Source organism: Nocardia sp. NPDC059180, from assembly GCF_042754945.1.
GTDB lineage: Bacteria > Actinomycetota > Actinomycetes > Mycobacteriales > Mycobacteriaceae > Nocardia.
On sequence record NZ_JBHZBU010000006.1, the window covers coordinates 36,733 to 55,303 of the forward strand.

Consider the following 18,571-nt stretch of genomic DNA (forward strand, 5'->3'; position numbering starts at 1 on the left):
TCTGCCGAACGCAAGCTCGCGACCGCCGACGGGGTCAGCCGCGCTGCCCCGCTTCGTATTCGGCGCCGCGCTGAACCGGCCGGGGAACGTCTGCCGAACGCAAGCTCGCGACCGCCGACGGGGTCAGCCGCGCTGCCCCGCTTCGTATTCGGCGCCGCGCTGAACCGGCCGGGGAACGTCTGCCCAACGCAAGCGCGCCACCGCCGACGGACAGGGTCAGCCGCGTTGCTCCCGCAACATGGCCGCCAGTTGGCGCGTGGTGGCTGTCGGCAGGTAGGCGCGCGAGATCGCCACCCCGACCGGCGTCAGCGGTGAATCTCCATCCGATCCGCGCGATCACCGCCACCCCAGCCCGGCAGCCTCACCCACGAGGGGGACATCAGACAGGCGATATCGGCGTGTCGCCAGTCTCATGTCCCCTTCGCGAACGGCCTCCCTCGTGAACCGCCTCGCCGGCCGGCGAGGCGGCCGCGAAAGTGCGCGCAGGCCTCGCAACCCCTCGGCCTCGCCCGCGAGTGGTACATCAGGCAGGGGTTTGCGGCGTGTCGGCTGCTTCATGTGCCGCTCGGGGGTCAGCTCACCAGGTTGGGGTGGTGGGGCGGCGGGTGGTGGTGATGGTGTGGTGGAGGGCTCGGAGGATTTCTTCTGGTGGGGCGGGGGCGAGGGTGAATTCTTCGTGGGGGTGGTGTTGGAGGAGGTAGCGGCCGTCGGCGGGGTGGTAGTCCATCCAGTGGAAGCCGCGGACGTCGGGGGTGGGGCGGGAGTCGATGGCGGGGCCCGCGTAGACGCCTATCTCGCCGAGGCTGGAGCGGGGGCGGCGCACGATGCGGTCGATCTTTTCGGTGAGGGACAGGCGGGTGGGGTGCTGGGCGTACTCCACTCGGCCCACGTCCGAACTGCGCGCGCGGAGGCCTTCGTATTTACCGCCCGCGCATTTGGGTAGGTGCGCCACGATCTGACCTGCCAGTGCTTGCGGTGGCAGCACCGACAGGATCACGTCGCGGCCGTATGCCTGTGTGGGGCCGGGTAATTGGACCGCCATGGCCGCCGCCCGATCCGTCATGCCCGCGTGGATGCGCACCACCTGGCGGAAATCCTGGCCGACGAAGCCGTGCACCTCGACCCGGACCTCCGGCTCGAGCAGCGTGGAGATCGCGTGGTGCAGGCGCTGATCGGCGATACCGGCCAGGCGCTGGCTTGCCTCCCTGCGCATCTGCTCGTACTCGTCGTAGGGGATCGGTTCGGCGGGGTCGCGGCGTTCCGGTTCCCATTTGATCGGGTAGGGCAACCGGTCGCGGCCGAACGCGTTCACCGCCAGGGTGAACATCAAACCGTCCATCCGCCAACGTGATTCGCTCATCCGCCGATCACTCCGCCCGGCGGGAGCGCGGGCGGCTGACTGCCGAGCAGCTCGTCGCCGTGGTCGTAGACCAGGTAGTCGGGGGTCTTGTGCTCATCGTCGTCCTCGCCTTTTCCGCCGCCGCGTCCGCCCGGCATGCCGCCCATGCCCGGCATACCCATGCGTCCGCCGCGCCCGGCGCCGGTACCCGCGCCCGTCGACCCGGCCGCCGCCTTGCCCTGCGCGCCCGCGCCGCCGCCGGGCAGGCTGCGGCCCATACCCGGAGTCGACGGCAAACCGCCGCCACCTGAGCCTGAGCCCATGCCACCGGTGCCCACACCGCCGGGGAGGCCGGACGTGCCGCCGCGCGGGAGATCCGAGGTCGGCGTGGTGCTCGCAGGAGTCGTGGAAGCTGGCGTGGTGGAGGACGGTGTGGTCGACTCCGGGGTGGTGTCGTCCGAGGTGTCGTCGGTGGGGTTCGACTCTTCCTCGGTATCGTCGCCGCCCTCTTCGTTGTCGTTGCCCCCACCGTCTCCGCCGCCGGTGCCCCCGCCGCCGCCCGTTCCGGGCCCGCCACCACCCGGGGGATTGACAGGAGGCTTCCAGCCCTCCTCCTTGTCGTCGACGGGGTTCTTCGGTTTCGGGAGGTTCGGGGTATGGCCGTCGACATCCTCGGCGCCCGGTCGGTAATACGTGGTCATGACGAGACGGGCGCTTTCCTGCGCCTCGGTCGCGCGGTATTCGGGGCCTTTGACGACGCTTTGAAACGGCAGGGCGTTGATGACTTTGTCACCGAAGGTTTCGTTGTCGGGCTTGCCGACGGAGTTCTTGGCTTGCGCCAGATGGCCTTCCATCAAGTCGAGGCCGTGCGCCACCATTTGGAAACTGGCTGCGAGCTGTGTGAACGATGTTGCGAAAGCGCGGGTGCCTTCGATTGCGGCGGTGCCGGATTGGCCGTTCCAATGGGCGGTGATGTCGTCTTCTACGCCTTTGGAGAAGACGCCGGCGGCGTCGCGTGCGGCTGTCGTGAGGTTGCGCCAACCGTCAGCTTTGGTATTGATCAGACCAGGATCGACGTCCTTTACGCCGTCGTAGATCTCCTGATGCGACATCGTTTCGAATGGGTCTTTCTCGGTGATGACGCGACCAGCGAATTGATCACTGCCGTATTCGCCGAGTAGACCCGCCCACTCGGTATTGACGATTGCGCGGTCGGCGTCCCACTTTGCCTTCTGGTCGTCGGACCGCTGCTTGTCGTCTTCCTTGTTGTCGCCTGCCTCGCCGAACCCAATGAACTGGATAGTCGTTCCGACAGGGTTGCTCACGAAACTACTGACGTTGGTGACCCAGTCGGTGAAACCAAGACCCATACTTACTGCGCCCCCGTCTGTCCCAGTACACCGGCGGTGGACTGGTCTGTTTCTTCGATCCGGCGGATGGAGAGCTCGTACGTCTCGCTCATGAGAGTGACGATGTCGATGCTCTCCTGGAGCCGCTTTTGCGCAGAATCGTCATCGGTGGTCGCTTTTGCCGCGAACTTTCCCCGCAGCGCTTCCGCCGACTTCAGAGTGCCGAAACCTGAAACATGCTCGAGTTGTTTGGTGTCGCCAATCATCTTGTTAAGTGCCGTGAGCATCGCATCGGCTCGGCCCTTCAGGGCGTTCCCGATCTCCGAGTCCATGCGTAGCTCGCCGTTCTCGGCCTGAGTCTTTAGCGTTTTCCAGTGGTCGATCATCCCAGTCAATTTTGGGTCGCCGGGTGTGGTCATTGTTCCCTCCCGAAACACTCACACAACAGTTCGTTCTCGCCGTGGCAAATCGTTCTTGTGTTCGGGGTCATGCGGGCAGATACGGCTCGAGCTCGGTCGCATGCTGGACGGCGAGGTCACATGGTGGAGACTGGGGCATCGAGTCACGCTCGCTGTAGAACCAGCCGACGGACACTTCGAGCGTCCCCTTCTCCCATGGAAGGTTCACCCAGCAAGTCAGACGGTCCTCATCCGACTTCTCGCCGTAGGTCAGACCGGCGCGGGGGCCGATCTGAACCTCTTGTAGGCCGGAGAGCTTGGTGTTTGCACGAGCGTCTGCTTGCGTATACGTCGAGGATCCGACGTTTACGACGTAGGGGCCCTCGGTCGAATCCCAGCGGCAGATCCGGTAGGTCACGTCCCCACTCGGTGCGTCCGTGACAGTCCCCTTCGATGCAGGGTCCACCTGGGTCGCCCGCAACGCCTCGTCCGACAGCTCAGTGCAGGGATTCCACTGCACCGTCTGCTCCCGCGTCGTCTCACTCTGCCCCTGCGCCGCAGGCTCCCCATCCACCGACGTCGAGCACCCGGCAACCAGCCCCACCGCCGCCGCCCCGACCAACATCGCGCGAACCGCGACCCCTCTACGTGCACTACTCGCGGTACGCATGCCCCTCCTGCTTTCGGTGCGAAAGACCCTCACTGAATATGACGCACCTTACCGCGATCCGGTTCCACCCGATCTGCCGTCCAGGATCGGGGCCGACGGCATCCACCTGGTCGGCGTTCTGCGCGACGATCCGGTCATGATGTCGGCGACCTAGGTGACAGAACGTGCCGGCGGTCAGTCGACTCGGGCGGTACCGAGTTGGCGGACCATCGTGGGATCGCGGTGGTCGAAGAACAACGATGCGCCGGTATCGAGGGTGGCGATGCGGGCCATCTCGGCCTCGGTGAGCGTGAAGTCGAAGACCTCCAGGTTCTCCGCCATCCGGTCTGGGCGGACCGACTTCGGAATCACGACAACACCGCGCTGCACGAGCCAACGCAGCACAACCTGCGCGACGGACTTGCCGTGCTGCTGGGCGACGGCCGTCAGAACGGGGTCGGTGAACAAGTTGTTCCTGCCCTCGGCGAACGGTCCCCACGACTCGATCTGCACGCCGAGCTCGCCCATGAGCTGCTGGTAGTCGTGGCGCTGGAAGAACGGATGGGTTTCGATCTGATTGATCGCGGGGGCGACATCGTTGTGTTCGATGAGATCGACGAGCCGATCAGGATAGAAGTTCGATACCCCGATCGCGCGAATCACACCCTGGCGGTGCAAATCCTGCATCGCCCGCCATTCGCTGTAGTAGTCGCCGAATGGCTGATGGATCAGGTACAGGTCCACATAGTCCAGGCCGAGTCGCCGCAGGGATTTCTCGAAGGCGCGCTTGGTGTTGTCCTCGCCAGGGTCCTGGACCCACAGCTTGGTGGTGACGAACAGTTCCGCACGGGGGATGCCACAGGCCGCGATCGCGTGCCCCACCGCCTCTTCGTTGCGGTATCCGGAGGCGGTATCGATGAGCCGGTAACCAGCCGCGAGAGCGTCGGTCACGGCCTTCTCGGTCTCGCTGTCGGGGATCTGGTAGACGCCGAAGCCGAGAGCCGGCATCTCGACACCGTTGTTGAGGGTCACAGTCTCCACGGTGAAGCTCCTTTCGACGGATCGGTCCTCTGCCCATTGCACGCCACATCGGCCGCGACGGGAAGGGGCAGGCGTTTCCCGTGCGGCGCTGGTCCCGAGGTGGGTATCAACGGGAGGTGTCGGAGGCCGAAACCGAGGCGCTGGTGAGCGGCTGTTTTCAGCCGTTGCCGAGGTGGGATGCCAGGCGCTCGGCGGTGAGTTCGGCGTGGATGATGCGGCGAAGCGCAGCGAGGATGGGTTCGTAGAGGACGGTGCCGAGGACGGCGTACTCGATGGCGGCGGCCGGGGACTCGAGCGGCATGCGGTCGATTTCGTAGGCGGCGATCGCGGTGATGTGGGGGGAATAGGCGCGCAGGCGGTCTTCGTCCATGGGCAGGCCTGCGGCTTCGGCGTCGGTGAGGGCCTGCTCGAACTGCGCGACGGCGGGGAGGTCGGCGGGCAGGGGGCGGCCGAGCGTGGCGAACGCGGCTCGGGCGCGGGGGTAATCGGTGTCGGCGGCGGATTCGGATGCCGGGGGAAGGGCGGAGGTCGCCGCACCGAGCGCCTCGAGCAGGGACGCTTCCGGTGAATCGATCAGGCCGACAATCGCTTTGATCTTCGCAAGCGACAGCCCGTGTCCGGAGAGTGCCTTCACCAAGGCGATCCGCTCGACGTGCGGTTCGCCGTATTCCGCGCGCGTTGCGCTGGTGGCGCGACCGGGCGTGAGCACGCCCTCGCGCAGGTAGTACTTGATCGTCGGCACCGGCACACCGGTGCGCGTGGCCAGCTCCGACATCAGCATCGCGTCTGCTCCTTCTCCGACTCGCCCTTGACATTGGATAGTACAGCTATCCATTATTGGGTAGTTGAACTATCCAATGGAACGCAGGAGCGACCATGAACACCACGCTGATCACCCCGTTCATGAGCATTGCGCTCGGAGCGACCATCCTTTCCGTCGTCACGATCGCCTTCGGCGGCACCTTCCTGCTGCGCGTCTTCACCGGCGCCCACGAGACCAATGACCTCCAGAAATCCTTCTTCCGGGCAGGTCATGCGCATGCCGGGGTGCTGGTGATGCTCGGCGTGCTGCTCGCGGTACTCGGCAATGCGGCGGGCGCGAGCCCGGGCTGGTCCAACGGTGGCGCGATCGCCGTGCTGGTCGCCGCCATCCTGATGCCGCTCGGGTTCTTCCTTTCGGTGCTCGGACGCGACCCGCAGCGGCCGAATCGGATGATCGCGAGCGTGTGGCTGGGGGCGACGCTGCTGGTCACCGGGCTGTCGGTGTCGGGGATCGCGACGCTCGTTGCCGGGATCGACCGGTTCTGAACGGTTCGATCGGTGCTCGGAAGTCGCGCGCAGGTCGCGGTCCACTGGCGCTCTGATCGCCGGGCACGTATGCACCCCAACAAACGGGGCGGTCAGTCTTAATACGTTGTCAGGAGGGATTTTTCGCTCGACTCGCGTACTGTCGTCCGGGCCCCGTGCACTCGAGGTCGGCCGCTCGGACCAGTTCGTCATGATTCGGAAATCGAGGCAAGCGAATGAACCACAAGCTCTGGCTACTCGGACGATCTATGGCGGTCGGCGGACACATCCTGGGGGAGAAGCTCTTCCGGCCGAAGGCGCGAACCATCGACGACGTGCCGGTGTCCGGGGAAACGATCACGCCGGCCTGGCTGACGTCGGTCCTGTGCCGCGATGTGCCCGGCGCCGAGGTGGTGTCGTTCGAGACCTCCAACGGCAGCCGCGGCACCTCCACCCGAGTCGCGATCAGAGTCGAGTACAACGACGAGGGCGTGCAGGCCGGACTGCCCACCGAACTGTTCGCCAAGACGACAACAGCGTTCAGCCAGCGCATTCTGCTCGGCGGCGGCAAGATGATCACCGGCGAAACCCGCTTCTTCCGTGACTTCCGGCCCGAGGTCGACATGGAAGCGCCGGTCGGATATTGGGGCGCCGCCGACGATTCGTCCTGGCGCTCCATCGCTCTGATGGAGGACATCGCCGCCACCCGCGAGGCGACGTTCATCGAGCCGAACACCCCGGTACAACGGCATCAGATCGAAGATCTGGTGCGCAATCTCGCGCGCCTGCACGGCACCTTCTGGGAGCATCCGGCGGTCGAGGCCCTCAACACCCCGAGCTACATGCTCCAGGCCTACCTCGCCGCGATCGACATGAAGAAACGTTGCGCGATCGGGTTGGCGCGCGCCGAAGAAGTCGTTCCCGAATCGCTGCGCGGACAGAGCGAACGGTTGTGGGCCGGTGTCGAGCGGGCCATCGACATGGCCACCAACGATCTACCCCCGACCCTGCTGCACGGTGATCCACATATCGGGCAGACCTATGTGACCGGTTCCGGCCGAATGGGTTTCGTCGACTGGCAAGTCGTCATGCGGGGCGGCTGGGCGCACGATTTCGCCTATACCGTCAACTCCGGGTGCGAACCAGACGACCGGCGCGCGTGGGATCGGGAACTGCTGGCGGCCTATCTGGACGAACTGGCCCAGGTCAAGGGCTCGGCGCCGTCATTCGACGAGGCGTGGCTGGCCTACCGGCAGCAGTCCATGTTCGCTTACGCGGCATGGGCTTTCACCATCGGCCGCGCGGCGTACCAGCCGCAGATGCAGTCGGTCGAGACCTGCTTGACGCTGCTCGAACGCATCACCACCGCACTGGACGATCACGAGTCGTTGGATGCCCTCGGTGTCTGACCAACATTGCGAAAGGCCTGGACTTCCTACGTGAGTACCGCCAACCCCTGGGCGCAGGCCACCGCGTGTCCGGTCGTCCACGGGGCGCCGACCGTCGCCGACGATCCGCGAGTGCCGCTGTACACGCCCGAATTCGCCAACGATCCGCACCACCACTACCGGGAAATGCGCAGTCGCTACGGTTCCCTGGCCCCGGTGGAGCTGGCGCCGGACGTGCCCGCGACCTTGGTGCTCGGCTACAGCACCGCGGTGCGCATTCTCAACGATCCTGGCCACTTTCCCGCCGACCCGCGCGCCTGGCAGCAGAACATCCCGGCAGACTGCCCGATCCTGCCGCTGCTGGAGTGGCGGCCGATGGCGAGCCGGAGCACGGGCGCCGATTTCGTGCGATACCGGCAGGCCATCACCGCGAGCATCGACAATGTCGACCTGTACGCGCTCAACGGGGTAGTGGAGGGCATCGCCGTCCCGCTGATCAACTCGTTCTGTGCCGACGGTCATGCGGATCTGATCAGCCAGTACGTCTTTCCGCTTGTCTTCGACGTGGTCAATTTCCTGCTCGGCTGCCCACCGCAGATCGGCCAGCAGGTCGCGGCGGGTACGGCAGCCCTACTCGAAGGCGTCGACGCCGAGAAGGGCAGCCAGCTGCTCGGTGAGGCGCTGATGCAGCTGGTGACGCTCAAACGTGCCGAGCCGGACAACGACATCACCTCGGTGTTGTTGCAGCACGAGGCCGCGATGGACGATGTGGAGGTATCGCATCACGTCTCACAGGTCTACGGCACCGGAATCGAGTTCCAGCTGAACCTGATCGCGAACACCTTGCTGCTGATCCTGCGCGATGAACGCTTCGGCGGCAGCGTCCTCGGCGGGAACCTGTCATCCCGCGACGCTGTGGACGAGGTGCTGTTCAACGACCCGCCGTTGGCGAACCTGCTGATCACCTACCCACGTCAGCCGATCCTGATCGACGAGGTCTGGCTGCCGGCGCATCAACCGGTCGTCATCAGCATGGCCGCCTGCAACAACGACCCCGAGGTACGCAGCGGCGAACTGCTCGGCAACCGCTCCCATCTGGCCTGGGGCGTGGGCCAGCACGCCTGCCCGGCCCAATCCCTGGCCTACCTGGTCGCGCAGGACGCGATCGATCAACTCCTCGACGCGTTGCCCGACCTGCGCCTCAACCTCCCGGACGACGAACCGGCTTGGCGACCAGGGCCTTTCCACCGCGCGCTGGCGGAACTACCCGTCACCTTCCCGCCCGCCGCTCCGCTGAATATCTAGACGATCCCAGCGGCCTCGCGGCCGACCTCACCCCTTGCCGTCGCCAAGAAATTCCAGACGGTTGCCGACGCGTGCGCGGGCGGAGGTAGGTGACGGCGTCAGAAAGTTCGAATGAGCAGGGCGGCGCCCATTCCGAGCATGGTGGTGGCGACGAGGGAGTCGATTGCTCGCCAGGCGGCGGGGCGGGACAGGAGGGGGCCGAGGAGGCGGGCGCCGTAGCCGAGGGTGAAAAACCAGGTCAGGCTGGCCAGCATGGCGCCTAGGCCGAAAATCCAGCGTAGCGAACCGCGTTGGGCGGCGACGCTGCCGAGCAGCAGCACCGTGTCCAGGTAGGCGTGCGGGTTGAGCCAGGTCATGGCAAGGCAGGTGAGGACCGCGGCGCGGACCGTGACTGCTGTGGGGCTGGTGTTGTGGAGGGCGTTGTCGAGTGCTGGTCGCCAGGCGCGCCGCGCGGCCATGGCGCCGTAGCCGATCAGGAATGCGCCGCCGGCGAGGCCGATCACGGTGAGCGCGGAAGGCCATGCGCCGATCACGGCGCCGAGCCCGGCTACCCCTAGCGCGATGAGGATGGCATCGGAGACGGCGGCGATGACGACTACCGACAAGACGGCATGCCCACGCGCGCAGTGACGCAGCACGAAGGCGTTCTGTGCGCCGATCGCCACGATGAGGGACAGGCCAGTACCGAATCCGGCAAGCGCCGCTGGGAGGAAACCGCTGTTCACGAGTCCGACGGTAGGAAGATTTACGGAATCAGTACAGCTAAAGTTTCTTAACTATCATTAGCTGTTGTGATGTCAGAGCTTCCTGCCGACCAGGTGCGCACGTTGCTGGCCGTCGTCGGCGAGGGCACCTTCGACGCCGCCGCGGCCGCGCTACACGTGACTCCCTCGGCGGTCAGCCAGCGCATCAAAGCGCTCGAACAACGCACCGGCCGGGTGCTGCTGATGCGCACGAAGCCGGCGCGGCCCACCGAATCCGGTCAGGTGATCGTCAGGTTCGCGCGCCAATTGGCGGCCTTGCAGCGAGATACCCAGCGGGAGTTGGGCATCGCGGACGAGTCGGGGCCGACGCAATTGTCGATCGCGGTGAACGGAGACTCGCTGGCCACCTGGTTCCTGCCTGCGCTGACCCGCGTACCGCAGGACCCGCCGATCTGCTTCGACCTCTATCGCGAGGACGAATCGCACACCGCGACGCTGCTGCGCGAGGGCCAGGTGATGGCGGCGGTGACCTCGTCGGCCGAGCCGATCGCCGGCTGCACCGTGCGGCAGCTGGGCTCGGCGCGGTATCTGCCGGTCGCGAACCCGGAGTTCGTGGCACGGCACCTGTCGTCGGGGCAGCTGCGGCAGTGCTTACCGGAGGCGCCGGTCATCGTGTACGACCGCCGTGACGAATTGCAGGACCGCTTCGTCCGGACACTGACCGGCGGCCGCGCGGGCGCCGGTCACCTTCGCCATTACATCCCGACCTCGCAAGGCTTCTACGATGCCGTCACCGCAGGTCTCGGCTGGGGCCTGATCCCGGACCAGCAAGCCGCGCCATTGGTGCGCTCGGGCGCGTTGATCGAGCTGGGCCGTCGCAAGTGGGTGGATGTGCCGCTGTACTGGCAGCAGTGGAAGCTGGACGTGCCCGCACTAGCGCTCGTGGCCGAGACCGTCGCCCGAGCGGCTGCCGAGTTCCTGCACCCAGCGCGCTGAGTGGTCATGATGCGCTGAACCGCGCAGCTCTCAGCGGCAGCGCCCGGTGAACGCGTCCAGGTCGATCGCTTCGGCCATCGCCGCGTATCCGGCGGGGCTGGGATGCAGGTTGTCCGGGCCCGCATAGCGCGGGTCGAGCACGTCGGGATTGACGGGATCGCGCAGTGCGGCGTCGAAATCGATAACGCTGTCGGCGAGGGTTTGACTGCGGATCCAGGTGTTGACGCGCTGCCGGACCGGGTTCGCCTGGGGGATGGTGATCATGCCGTCGGCGAGCGCGTTGCTCGCGGGCAGGATGGTGCCGAGGTGCACCTTCAGGCCCGCCGCGTGCAGGCGATTGATCAGGTCGGTATAACCGGCGACGAGCTGTTCGTAGCTCGCGCCGATCGGAATGCCGAGGTCGTTGATGCCTTCGAGGATGATCACATCGGTCGCACCGGCCTTGTCGATCACATCCTGCTGAACGCGGGCCACGGCGGCGGGTCCGAACTGCGGGATGAAACCGTCACGGGTGACACGGTTTCCGGAGATACCGGCGTTGACCACGCTGAACGGCAAACCCGCTGCGTCGATGCGACGTTGCAGGAAATCCGGGTACCGCACATTGCGGTCGACCACGCTCATGTCCTGCGGCGTGCCGAGCAAGTTGGCCGAGACGTATCCGTCGGTGATCGAGTCGCCGAAGGCCACCACCGTCGACACCGCGGCGGGCGCTTGGACATCGAGTCCGGAGACGAACGGCATGGCCGTGGTCCGCAGCGGCAATCGCGATCCCGTGAGGTCTGCGGTCGCGTCGCCGGCGAAGGGGAGGCTGTAGTAGCTGGTGGCGTTGGCATTGAAGTGCTCGGTCGGTAGCACGGCTAGACCTGGCACATGCACGCTCACCGCCAGCGACTGGAACGCCCAGAAGTCCAGCGCCACCGGATCGCTCACCACATCACTCCACGGACCCGCCGTCACACCCGGCTGCCCGCCGAAGCTCACCTCCCGCACGGTGCCGGGAACCAGCGCTCCACCACCAGCGTGTACGCCGATGGTGACGTGCGCGAATTCGACCGCCACCGGGCGGGTTCGGTTCGTCAGATGAACCCGCAGCGACGAACCGCCACGGTGCGGGGTGATCACCAGGCGGTAGGTCTGGTTCGAGACCGACAGCTGCGGGATCAGCGATGGATCGGCCGCGCTCAGCGAATCCGAGGGCGCGGCCATCCAACTGCCCACCCAATGCGAGCCACCGCAGGACGGTTGCGCCGCCGCAGTAACCGGAACCGCGACCGTCGCCGCCGCGACGACGGCCACCAGCCACCTGCCCGCGAACGACACCCGCCAGAACCCGCGCCCGGACCGCACCATCTCCACCGCCTCGTAGAAGTACCCTCAACCCTGGGTCACACTAAAGAAGCGGGCGCTATTGCGGGCTGGAATTCGACTATCCGAGCTCGCCGCCCGAGCGGCGCCTTATGGTGTGCACGGCCACCGCACTCGCAGGCCACCCACCAGCCGACCGCGTCACCAGCCTCTCGGGTCGGACAACTAGCCGAGCATCCCGGCCAGCATGTTCGACCGCCCCGGCGTGCGAAGCTTCGAGAGCCCCTTCGCCTCGATCTGGCGGGCGCGTTCGCGGGAAACTCCCAGGGCAGCACCGATTTCGGCAAGGGAGCGGGGCTCGCCGTGGTCGAGACCGTAGCGGAGGGTGAGGACCTCTGCCTCGCGGTCGGACAGGGCGCCGAGCATCGCGCGTAGTTGGATGCCGATGGTCGCGGCGGTGGCGAGCTCGTCAGGGCCGGGGCTGTCGTCGGGGATGAGGGTGCCGTATTCGGTGGCGTCATCGCCGATGGGGGTGTGCAGGGAGATCGGGTCCCTCGCGTGCCGAAGTACCTCCACGACCTGGGATTCCGTCATATCGAGGTCAGCGGCGATCTCGGCGGCGGTGGCGTCGTGGCCGAGTTGCTGGGACAGGGTGCGCTGGGTGCGGGTGACCCGGTTGAGGACGTCGACCACGTGGACCGGGATGCGGATCGTGCGGCCCTGGTCGGCGAGGGCGCGGCCGATGGCTTGGCGGATCCACCAGGTGGCATAGGTGGACAGCTTCAATCCGCGCCGGTGATCGAACTTCTCGATCGCGCGGATCAGGCCGAGAGTGCCCTCCTGCACCAGGTCCAGGAGTGACATGCCAGTCGGTGTCGGGTAGCGCTTGGCGATCGAGACGACCAGGCGGAGGTTGGCCTCGATCATCTGCGCTTTCGCTCGCGCGCCGCCGATTGCCGCGCGGCGCAGGGCGCGACGGTCTTCGGCGGACAGCCGATCTGCTTCGTCGAGCCGCTGCTCGGCGACGGTGCCTGCCTCGATTCGCTCGGCCAGTTCGACTTCCTGCGCTGCGGTGAGCAGAGGTGTACGGCCGATACTGCGCAGGTAGTCGCGGATCGGGTCGTCGCTGACGGTGCCGAGGGTGGGGGAGGAGATGCGGCGGGAGGGGAGGCAACGGGTGGTCACAACGGTTCCTCTCGAGAGTCGGGAGTGCGCGGCTCGGCGAATCACGGCGAGCGATCGGCGGCGGGTCGGCGAGTGCTCAGGCGGCTTCGGTGAGCTGGGAGATGTTTCGGCGCAACCGAGGGTGTCGGGCGCCGGCGGTGGTGCATCATCTATCCCGCCGGAGCCCGCCGCCAATCTGCTCAGCGCCCCGGAATGCGCAGTGGGCGCTGTGGCACCGCCCGGAACTGCTGGCTCTGGCGAACGCTGCGCTGCTCACGCGCTTGCCGGCGGCGCCCGGTGATCGGGATGGTCAAGTCGGTGCGGCGGGCGTTGGGTGCGGACGCGGGAACAGGTGGTTGCGTGCCTTCGGTGAGCATCCGGCGGATCGCCGTATCGAACGCGGATTGCGGGCTGGACTTGTCGGCCAAGGTGACTGCTCCGTTTCGGTGGGTGGCGGCGGGGCGGGTAGTGCTGTCGGGGCCGTGAGCCATGCGCGTTCTCCTTCGACTGTCGGCGCCGCCGTGGCGACGCGAGAACAAAGTTATATCGAACCTAAAAATATGTCAAGCATAAATTTATGACGAGATCAGGTAGTGTGGGTGGCATGACGACGGAGACGGTCGAGCCACAGGGGCTTCGTGCCAAGAAAAAGCAGCAGACCAGGGAGAACATCTCCCATCAGGCCACCCTGCTCTTTCTGGAGCGCGGGTTCGACAAGGTGACGATCGCCGAGGTGGCCGCCGCCGCGCAGGTCGCCAAGATGACGGTGACCAACTACTTCCCGCGCAAGGAGGATCTGGCGCTGGACCTGGGGGAGGTGTTCGTCGACCAGCTCGCCCGCACCGTCCGTGAACGCGAGCCGGGTGAATCCGCGATGGGGGCTCTGCGGCGCGCGTATTCGGCGGCGGCTGCTGCGCAAGACCCGGTGGTCGGCTTCTCCGGCCCGGTCTTCGCCGAGATGATCACCGCCAGCCCCGCCCTGGTAGCGCGGCTGCGCGAATTCCATGAGGAACGCGAGGCCGCGCTGGCCCGCACTCTCGCCGAGGAAACCGGCGCGGCCCAGGACGACATCGCCCCACGCATCGCCGCGGCGCAGCTCGGCGGCGTGCACCGGGTGCTGTTCGATGAGACCATGCGCCGTACCCTCGCCGGGCAATCCAACGACGAGATCGCCGCCGCGCTCGCCGGTTATATCGCGACCGCCTTCGATGCGCTCGAACCCTCGCTCGGCTCCTATGCGGTGCACTGATCGGTGAAACCCGGCCGCTGGGCGGCGCATCGGTGGTCTGCCGCGTTGCACCGGCGAGTCCCGTGGAACCCGGCAGATATCAGCTGGTCGCGCGTAGGCCCGTCGTCGGCCCCGCGTCTGCGCGGTGAATCGCCGGAGTACTCCGGTCGCGAGGATCAGCGTCGGCCACCTCCGCTCTGATCCCCTGTGCGGCAACCTCTTTGCTGCTACTGTCCAACCCGGCGGCCGGTGTCGGCCGTCGATCGAACCCAGGGGGAGTGTTGGTGCGTCGGATCGCCGTCGTCGTCATGTCCGCTGTCGCAGTGCTGGCGACCGATATCGCCGTCACCGCCGCGGAACCGGTCGGAGTGACCGTGCTCCCGCGACCGGGCGGTGAATCCCCCGTCGGCACAACGGTTCTGCATCTGGTCGACGAGAAGCGCCCCGACCCGTTCAAGCCGGACCGCTCGCGAGAGCTGATGGTGTCGGTGTTCTATCCGGCGGCGAAGGTCGACGGCCATCCACGGGCGCATTACGCCTCGACCGAGCTGATTCCGGCGCTGGAGAAGCAGTTCGGCGTCGAGCTGCCGGGATTGCACACCAACTCCTACACCGACGCTCCCGTCGCCGAGGGCGAGCATCCGGTGATCCTGTACAGCCCGGGTGCGGGAGTCACCCGGTTGCTCGGCAACGGATTGGCCGAGGATCTGGCCAGCCGCGGGTACGTGGTGGTGACCATGGACCACACCTACGAGGCGCCTGTCGTCGAGTTTCCCGGCGGTCGCCTCGCGATCTGGGAGCGCGCCGAATCGTTCGACACCGAGCTTCGGCAGAAGTACGTCGACGCCCGGCTGCCCGATGTCCGCTTCGTGCTCGATTCGCTGGAGCGCTTGGCGCGCGGCACGAACCCCGACGCAGAACAGCGCAAGCTGCCCGCTGGACTCGATAAAGCCCTCGACCCGGACCGCATCGGCATGGTCGGGCATTCATCCGGCGGATACGTCGCGGTCGAGTCGATGCACCTTGACCGCCGCATCGACGCCGCGGTGAATCTCGATGGGCAGATCGGTGTCGACGCGGCGTTCGGAAAGTCGGTCACCGAAGGCGTCGACCGTCCCGTGCTGGTGATGACGAGCGAACAAGCCGAAGAGGTCGGCGACGCCCACCCCTCGCTGGACGAGTTCTGGCGCAACTCCACCGGCTGGAAACGTCAGCTGACCATGCGGGATTCTGCGCACTACGACTACACCGACTTCCCACTCATCGTGCCCACCCTCGCCCGCGACGCCGCGAAAACCTACATCGGCCCCATCGCCGCCGACCGCGCCTCCACCCTGGTCCGCAACTACGTCGCCGCCATGTTCGACAAGTTCCTGCTCGAGCGCAAAGACACCCTTCTCGACAAGAAGCCGGCAGAACCCGAAATCACCACTGTGCGCTGACGGGCCCGGCCGACACTTCCGGTGATCGGGCGTCTGCCCGCATTCGCTGCCGTGTCGCTGCCTTCCTGGAGGCGACGACACGGCCCATACTGAGCCGATGAGCGGTGCGGTCGCAGTCGCGCAGCGGGCCCCCGAGCCGATGAGCCGGGCCAAGACCAATGTCGTCTTCGCGACGATCGTGCTCGGCATGTTGATGGCCGCGCTGGATCAGACCATCGTGTCCACCGCGTTGCCGACGATCGTCGCCGATCTCGGCGGCGCCGGGCATATGGCGTGGGTGGTCACCTCGTATCTGCTGGCCGAAGCGGTGGCCACGGCACTGGCGGGCAAACTCGGTGATCTGTTCGGGCGCAAGCTGATCTTCCAGCTCAGCGCGCTGATCTTCATCGTCGGCTCGATGGTCGCGGGGCTGGCCAACGGGATGCTGCTGTTGATCATCGCGCGCGCCGTCCAGGGCATCGGCGCGGGCGGGCTCATGGTCACCTCGATGGCGCTGATCGCCGACATCATCCCGCTGCGTGAACGCGGCAAGTATCAAGGTGCGCTCGGTGCGGTCTTCGGCGTCACCACCGTCATCGGCCCGACCCTTGGCGGGCTGTTCACCGACCATGCGAGCTGGCGCTGGTGCTTCTACGTCAACGTGCCGCTCGCGATCATCATGATCGTGCTGGCGGCGCGCACCATCCCGCACGTCAAGGCCATCGCCAAGCCGATCATCGACTACGCGGGCATCGGACTGGTTGCGCTCGGTGTGTCGAGTCTGATCCTCGGCCTGGAATGGGGTGGCACCGAATACCCGTGGGGTTCGGTGCAGATCATCGGGCTGTTCGTGGCGGCGGCGGTGCTGTTGGCGGCGTTCGTCGCGGTGGAACTGCGGGCCGAAGAACCGATGCTGCCGATGGGGTTGTTCCGCAGTCAGGTCTATACGGTGTGCTCGATTCTCAGCTTCATCGTCGGGTTCGCGATGCTCGGTTCGATGACGTATCTGCCCGCGTATCTGCAATACGTCGACGGTGTATCGGCCACTGCGTCGGGGGTGCGCACGCTCCCGCTGGTGGTCGGCCTGTTCGCCACCTCGATCCTGTCCGGGCAGGTCGTCGGCAAAACCGGGCACTACCGATGGTTCCCGATCTCGGGGACAGCGGTGATGGCGCTCGGGCTGTACCTGATGTCGACGATGGGACACGACACCAGCATCTGGCAGGAATCGCTGTACATGCTGATCCTCGGTCTCGGTATCGGCCTGGCCATGCAGGTACTGACGATCGTCGTGCAGAACACCGTGCCGTACGCACAACTCGGCACGGCCACCTCCGGCGTCACCTTCTTCCGCACCCTCGGCAGTGCGTTCGGCACCGCCATCTTCGGCACGCTCTACACCAACAAGCTCGATCCCGAGCTGGCAGGCGCGCTGGCCCAGGTGCCGGGGGTGCCGCCCGAAGTGGCCGCCAACCCGGAAGCGCTGCGGACGCTGCCACCGGAGCTGGCCGCGCCGATCATCGACGCGTACGCGGCGGCCATCGACCACGTGTTCCTGTGGGTTGTTCCGGTCGCACTGGTCGGATTCGTCGTCGCCTTGTTCCTGAAGGAAGTGCCGTTGCGTGACAGTGTCCGCGCCGACGCGGGCGATGTCGGCGAAGGATTCTCGGTGCCGGACTCCTCCGATCGGGTTGTCCTGCTGGAACGGGCCATCGCCACGACCATGCGCTCGGCACGTGCCGAAGGCCCGATCGGTCCGGTCATCCTGGCCGACGCGGGCACCGACCTCACTCGCGGTCAGGCATGGGCGCTCGGCCAGGTGTATCTGCACAACAGGATTCGCGGACAGGCCACGATCGAGGCGATCGCGCGTGTGCACCGGCTGCCCGACGAGGTCATCGCACCGGTCTTCGCCGAGGTGCGCGACGCCGGATACATCGCTGAAGACGGACGCCTGTTCACCGTCACCACCGCCGGGCAGGCCCAGATCGACCGCGTGAAGGCGGCCTGGCGGCGCTGGCTGGATGTGCGGCTGGACGACTGGGACCGCACCGATCCCGCCGATCGGATGCTGCTCGACCAGGCGCTGGAGAGCATTGCCACCAAACTGCTCGACCAGGGCGTGCACGAGTCGGAGTTCCTTCCGGTCCGCTGAGCGTCGCTCGGTATCGGACATTCACGATCTCTGTTCGGCAGCAGGCTGCGCGATCCCTGCTGGGCAGCGGCCGTGTGGGATCCCTGGGCAAAGGGCTGTCGGGTCCCTGGTCGCAATCGACCCTTGCCAGCCGATTACTCGTCCACGTATATTCGTAGACGAGTAAGGAGGTGTGCATGGCAGCCAAACGTAAGGTCGGCAATCTGCTGGCCGTTGCGGTGCTCTCGGTGATCATCGAGCGGCCCATGCACCGATACGAGATCGCCTCCACCCTGCGCGACCGCGGCAAAGACCGCGATATGGCTATCAAATGGGGCTCGCTCTACACCGTCGTGCAGAACATGGCCAAGGCCGGATTCCTCGAGATCGTCGGCAGTGAACGCGAAGGCGCTCGGCCCGAGCGGGTGATCTATCAGATCACCGATGCCGGCCGCGCCGAACTGATCGACTGGACCAGGGAACTGATCGCCGAACCACAGCCCGAGCAGGGGCAATATGTCGCCGGGTTGTCCATCCTCGCGGCCCTGTCACCGGACGAGGTCATCGAACTCCTCGGCCACAGGCTCGCCGCGCTCGACGAGCAGATCGCCACCGTGCGCGCCGAATTCGACGCGACCTCCGGATCGCTGCCGCGGCTGTTCATGGTCGAGACCGAATACGGGCTGGCGATGCTGGACGCCGAACGGGCCTGGACGCGCTCGTTCCGTGACGAGCTGGCGGCCGGAGAGTTCCCCGGACAGGATGCCTGGCGCAACTGGCATATCGACGGCATGAATCAGGACAACGTCGACGATCTGATGGAGGGGGGCAACCAACACCCGTAGCAATACCGAGACCGA

19 protein-coding genes are annotated in these 18,571 nt (G+C 66.5%); 9 read left to right on the forward strand and 10 right to left on the reverse strand.

Annotated elements, in window-relative coordinates; all coding sequences use genetic code 11:
* Positions 1 to 577: 577 nt before the first annotated feature.
* The 4 genes from ACFXNW_RS19505 to ACFXNW_RS19520 all read right to left on the reverse strand — a co-directional run bounded on the left by ACFXNW_RS19505 (position 578) and on the right by ACFXNW_RS19520 (position 3,711).
* Complete coding sequence (locus tag ACFXNW_RS19505) at positions 578 to 1,360, reverse strand: ESX secretion-associated protein EspG (RefSeq protein WP_379419127.1); 783 nt, start codon at positions 1,358 to 1,360, stop codon at positions 578 to 580.
* Positions 1,357 to 2,664 carry a hypothetical protein gene (locus ACFXNW_RS19510; RefSeq protein ID WP_379419128.1) on the reverse strand — a complete coding sequence of 436 codons (1,308 nt, stop codon included), beginning with the start codon at positions 2,662 to 2,664 and terminating at the stop codon, positions 1,357 to 1,359. The genes ACFXNW_RS19505 and ACFXNW_RS19510 overlap by 4 nt, the downstream gene beginning before the upstream one ends.
* Positions 2,665 to 2,711: 47 nt before the next feature.
* Positions 2,712 to 3,107 (reverse strand): hypothetical protein, encoded by a 396-nt coding sequence (locus tag ACFXNW_RS19515; RefSeq protein WP_379419129.1) that lies wholly within the window; start codon positions 3,105 to 3,107, stop codon positions 2,712 to 2,714.
* A 67-nt stretch (positions 3,108 to 3,174) separates the two neighbouring features.
* Complete coding sequence (locus ACFXNW_RS19520) at positions 3,175 to 3,711, reverse strand: DUF3558 domain-containing protein (RefSeq protein WP_379419130.1); 537 nt, start codon at positions 3,709 to 3,711, stop codon at positions 3,175 to 3,177.
* 43 nt (positions 3,712 to 3,754) lie between these two features.
* Here ACFXNW_RS19520 and ACFXNW_RS19525 point away from each other — a divergent pair, with 43 nt between their 5' ends.
* Positions 3,755 to 3,910, forward strand: a complete 156-nt coding sequence (locus tag ACFXNW_RS19525; RefSeq protein ID WP_379419131.1) for a hypothetical protein — start codon at positions 3,755 to 3,757, stop codon at positions 3,908 to 3,910.
* Between the two features lie 20 nt (positions 3,911 to 3,930).
* Here the strand turns inward: ACFXNW_RS19525 and ACFXNW_RS19530 are convergent, their stop codons facing one another.
* Together ACFXNW_RS19530 and ACFXNW_RS19535 are read right to left on the reverse strand one after the other, a co-directional pair.
* Positions 3,931 to 4,776, reverse strand: coding sequence for an aldo/keto reductase (locus tag ACFXNW_RS19530; RefSeq protein WP_379419132.1), 846 nt, complete (start codon positions 4,774 to 4,776; stop codon positions 3,931 to 3,933).
* A 157-nt stretch (positions 4,777 to 4,933) separates the two neighbouring features.
* The gene (locus tag ACFXNW_RS19535) at positions 4,934 to 5,557 is read right to left on the reverse strand and encodes a MerR family transcriptional regulator (RefSeq protein WP_379419133.1); all 624 of its coding nucleotides are present in this window, start codon (positions 5,555 to 5,557) and stop codon (positions 4,934 to 4,936) included.
* A 95-nt stretch (positions 5,558 to 5,652) separates the two neighbouring features.
* On the opposite strand from ACFXNW_RS19535, the gene ACFXNW_RS19540 reads away from it, so the two are divergent.
* The 3 genes from ACFXNW_RS19540 to ACFXNW_RS19550 all read left to right on the forward strand — a co-directional run bounded on the left by ACFXNW_RS19540 (position 5,653) and on the right by ACFXNW_RS19550 (position 8,756).
* Entirely contained in the window at positions 5,653 to 6,084 is a 432-nt protein-coding gene (locus ACFXNW_RS19540; RefSeq protein ID WP_379419134.1) for a hypothetical protein, read from the forward strand.
* A 215-nt stretch (positions 6,085 to 6,299) separates the two neighbouring features.
* A complete protein-coding gene (locus ACFXNW_RS19545) occupies positions 6,300 to 7,472 on the forward strand; it encodes an aminoglycoside phosphotransferase family protein (RefSeq protein WP_379419135.1) in 1,173 nt (390 codons plus the stop codon).
* Positions 7,473 to 7,502: 30 nt separating this feature from the next.
* Positions 7,503 to 8,756 carry a cytochrome P450 gene (locus ACFXNW_RS19550; RefSeq protein WP_379419136.1) on the forward strand — a complete coding sequence of 418 codons (1,254 nt, stop codon included), beginning with the start codon at positions 7,503 to 7,505 and terminating at the stop codon, positions 8,754 to 8,756.
* Positions 8,757 to 8,854: 98 nt separating this feature from the next.
* Here the strand turns inward: ACFXNW_RS19550 and ACFXNW_RS19555 are convergent, their stop codons facing one another.
* Positions 8,855 to 9,481 (reverse strand): LysE/ArgO family amino acid transporter, encoded by a 627-nt coding sequence (locus tag ACFXNW_RS19555; RefSeq protein WP_379419137.1) that lies wholly within the window; start codon positions 9,479 to 9,481, stop codon positions 8,855 to 8,857.
* A 69-nt stretch (positions 9,482 to 9,550) separates the two neighbouring features.
* On the opposite strand from ACFXNW_RS19555, the gene ACFXNW_RS19560 reads away from it, so the two are divergent.
* Positions 9,551 to 10,456, forward strand: coding sequence for a LysR family transcriptional regulator ArgP (locus ACFXNW_RS19560; RefSeq protein ID WP_379419138.1), 906 nt, complete (start codon positions 9,551 to 9,553; stop codon positions 10,454 to 10,456).
* A 30-nt stretch (positions 10,457 to 10,486) separates the two neighbouring features.
* Here the strand turns inward: ACFXNW_RS19560 and ACFXNW_RS19565 are convergent, their stop codons facing one another.
* The 3 genes from ACFXNW_RS19565 to ACFXNW_RS19575 form a co-directional block, all read right to left on the reverse strand.
* Positions 10,487 to 11,809 (reverse strand): GDSL-type esterase/lipase family protein, encoded by a 1,323-nt coding sequence (locus ACFXNW_RS19565; protein WP_379419139.1) that lies wholly within the window; start codon positions 11,807 to 11,809, stop codon positions 10,487 to 10,489.
* A gap of 180 nt (positions 11,810 to 11,989) precedes the next feature.
* Complete coding sequence (locus ACFXNW_RS19570; protein ID WP_379419140.1) at positions 11,990 to 12,949, reverse strand: sigma-70 family RNA polymerase sigma factor; 960 nt, start codon at positions 12,947 to 12,949, stop codon at positions 11,990 to 11,992.
* A gap of 179 nt (positions 12,950 to 13,128) precedes the next feature.
* Positions 13,129 to 13,419, reverse strand: a complete 291-nt coding sequence (locus ACFXNW_RS19575; protein WP_379419141.1) for a hypothetical protein — start codon at positions 13,417 to 13,419, stop codon at positions 13,129 to 13,131.
* A 113-nt stretch (positions 13,420 to 13,532) separates the two neighbouring features.
* Between ACFXNW_RS19575 and ACFXNW_RS19580 the strand changes: the two genes are divergently transcribed.
* The 4 genes from ACFXNW_RS19580 (at position 13,533) to ACFXNW_RS19595 (ending at position 18,556) form a co-directional block, all read left to right on the forward strand.
* Positions 13,533 to 14,177: a TetR/AcrR family transcriptional regulator gene (locus tag ACFXNW_RS19580; protein ID WP_379419142.1), complete on the forward strand. Its 645-nt coding sequence runs from the start codon at positions 13,533 to 13,535 to the stop codon at positions 14,175 to 14,177.
* Between the two features lie 263 nt (positions 14,178 to 14,440).
* Complete coding sequence (locus tag ACFXNW_RS19585) at positions 14,441 to 15,598, forward strand: alpha/beta hydrolase family protein (RefSeq protein ID WP_379419143.1); 1,158 nt, start codon at positions 14,441 to 14,443, stop codon at positions 15,596 to 15,598.
* A 97-nt stretch (positions 15,599 to 15,695) separates the two neighbouring features.
* The gene (locus ACFXNW_RS19590; RefSeq protein WP_379419144.1) at positions 15,696 to 17,732 is read left to right on the forward strand and encodes an MDR family MFS transporter; all 2,037 of its coding nucleotides are present in this window, start codon (positions 15,696 to 15,698) and stop codon (positions 17,730 to 17,732) included.
* 176 nt (positions 17,733 to 17,908) lie between these two features.
* Positions 17,909 to 18,556, forward strand: a complete 648-nt coding sequence (locus ACFXNW_RS19595) for a PadR family transcriptional regulator (RefSeq protein WP_379419145.1) — start codon at positions 17,909 to 17,911, stop codon at positions 18,554 to 18,556.
* Positions 18,557 to 18,571 lie beyond the last annotated feature (15 nt).

What these genes read in the sequence shown, in the direction of transcription:
- ACFXNW_RS19505 (WP_379419127.1), bottom strand. Translation starts at nt 1,360, where the DNA reads ATGAGCGAATCACGTTGGCGGATGGACGGTTTGATGTTCACCCTGGCG.
- ACFXNW_RS19515 (WP_379419129.1), bottom strand. Translation starts at nt 3,107, where the DNA reads ATGACCACACCCGGCGACCCAAAATTGACTGGGATGATCGACCACTGG.
- ACFXNW_RS19520 (WP_379419130.1), bottom strand. Translation starts at nt 3,711, where the DNA reads ATGTTGGTCGGGGCGGCGGCGGTGGGGCTGGTTGCCGGGTGCTCGACG.
- ACFXNW_RS19525 (WP_379419131.1), top strand. Translation starts at nt 3,755, where the DNA reads ATGCCCCTCCTGCTTTCGGTGCGAAAGACCCTCACTGAATATGACGCA.
- ACFXNW_RS19535 (WP_379419133.1), bottom strand. Translation starts at nt 5,557, where the DNA reads ATGCTGATGTCGGAGCTGGCCACGCGCACCGGTGTGCCGGTGCCGACG.
- ACFXNW_RS19540 (WP_379419134.1), top strand. Translation starts at nt 5,653, where the DNA reads ATGAACACCACGCTGATCACCCCGTTCATGAGCATTGCGCTCGGAGCG.
- ACFXNW_RS19545 (WP_379419135.1), top strand. Translation starts at nt 6,300, where the DNA reads ATGAACCACAAGCTCTGGCTACTCGGACGATCTATGGCGGTCGGCGGA.
- ACFXNW_RS19560 (WP_379419138.1), top strand. Translation starts at nt 9,551, where the DNA reads ATGTCAGAGCTTCCTGCCGACCAGGTGCGCACGTTGCTGGCCGTCGTC.
- ACFXNW_RS19565 (WP_379419139.1), bottom strand. Translation starts at nt 11,809, where the DNA reads ATGGTGCGGTCCGGGCGCGGGTTCTGGCGGGTGTCGTTCGCGGGCAGG.
- ACFXNW_RS19575 (WP_379419141.1), bottom strand. Translation starts at nt 13,419, where the DNA reads ATGGCTCACGGCCCCGACAGCACTACCCGCCCCGCCGCCACCCACCGA.
- ACFXNW_RS19580 (WP_379419142.1), top strand. Translation starts at nt 13,533, where the DNA reads ATGACGACGGAGACGGTCGAGCCACAGGGGCTTCGTGCCAAGAAAAAG.
- ACFXNW_RS19590 (WP_379419144.1), top strand. Translation starts at nt 15,696, where the DNA reads ATGAGCGGTGCGGTCGCAGTCGCGCAGCGGGCCCCCGAGCCGATGAGC.
- ACFXNW_RS19595 (WP_379419145.1), top strand. Translation starts at nt 17,909, where the DNA reads ATGGCAGCCAAACGTAAGGTCGGCAATCTGCTGGCCGTTGCGGTGCTC.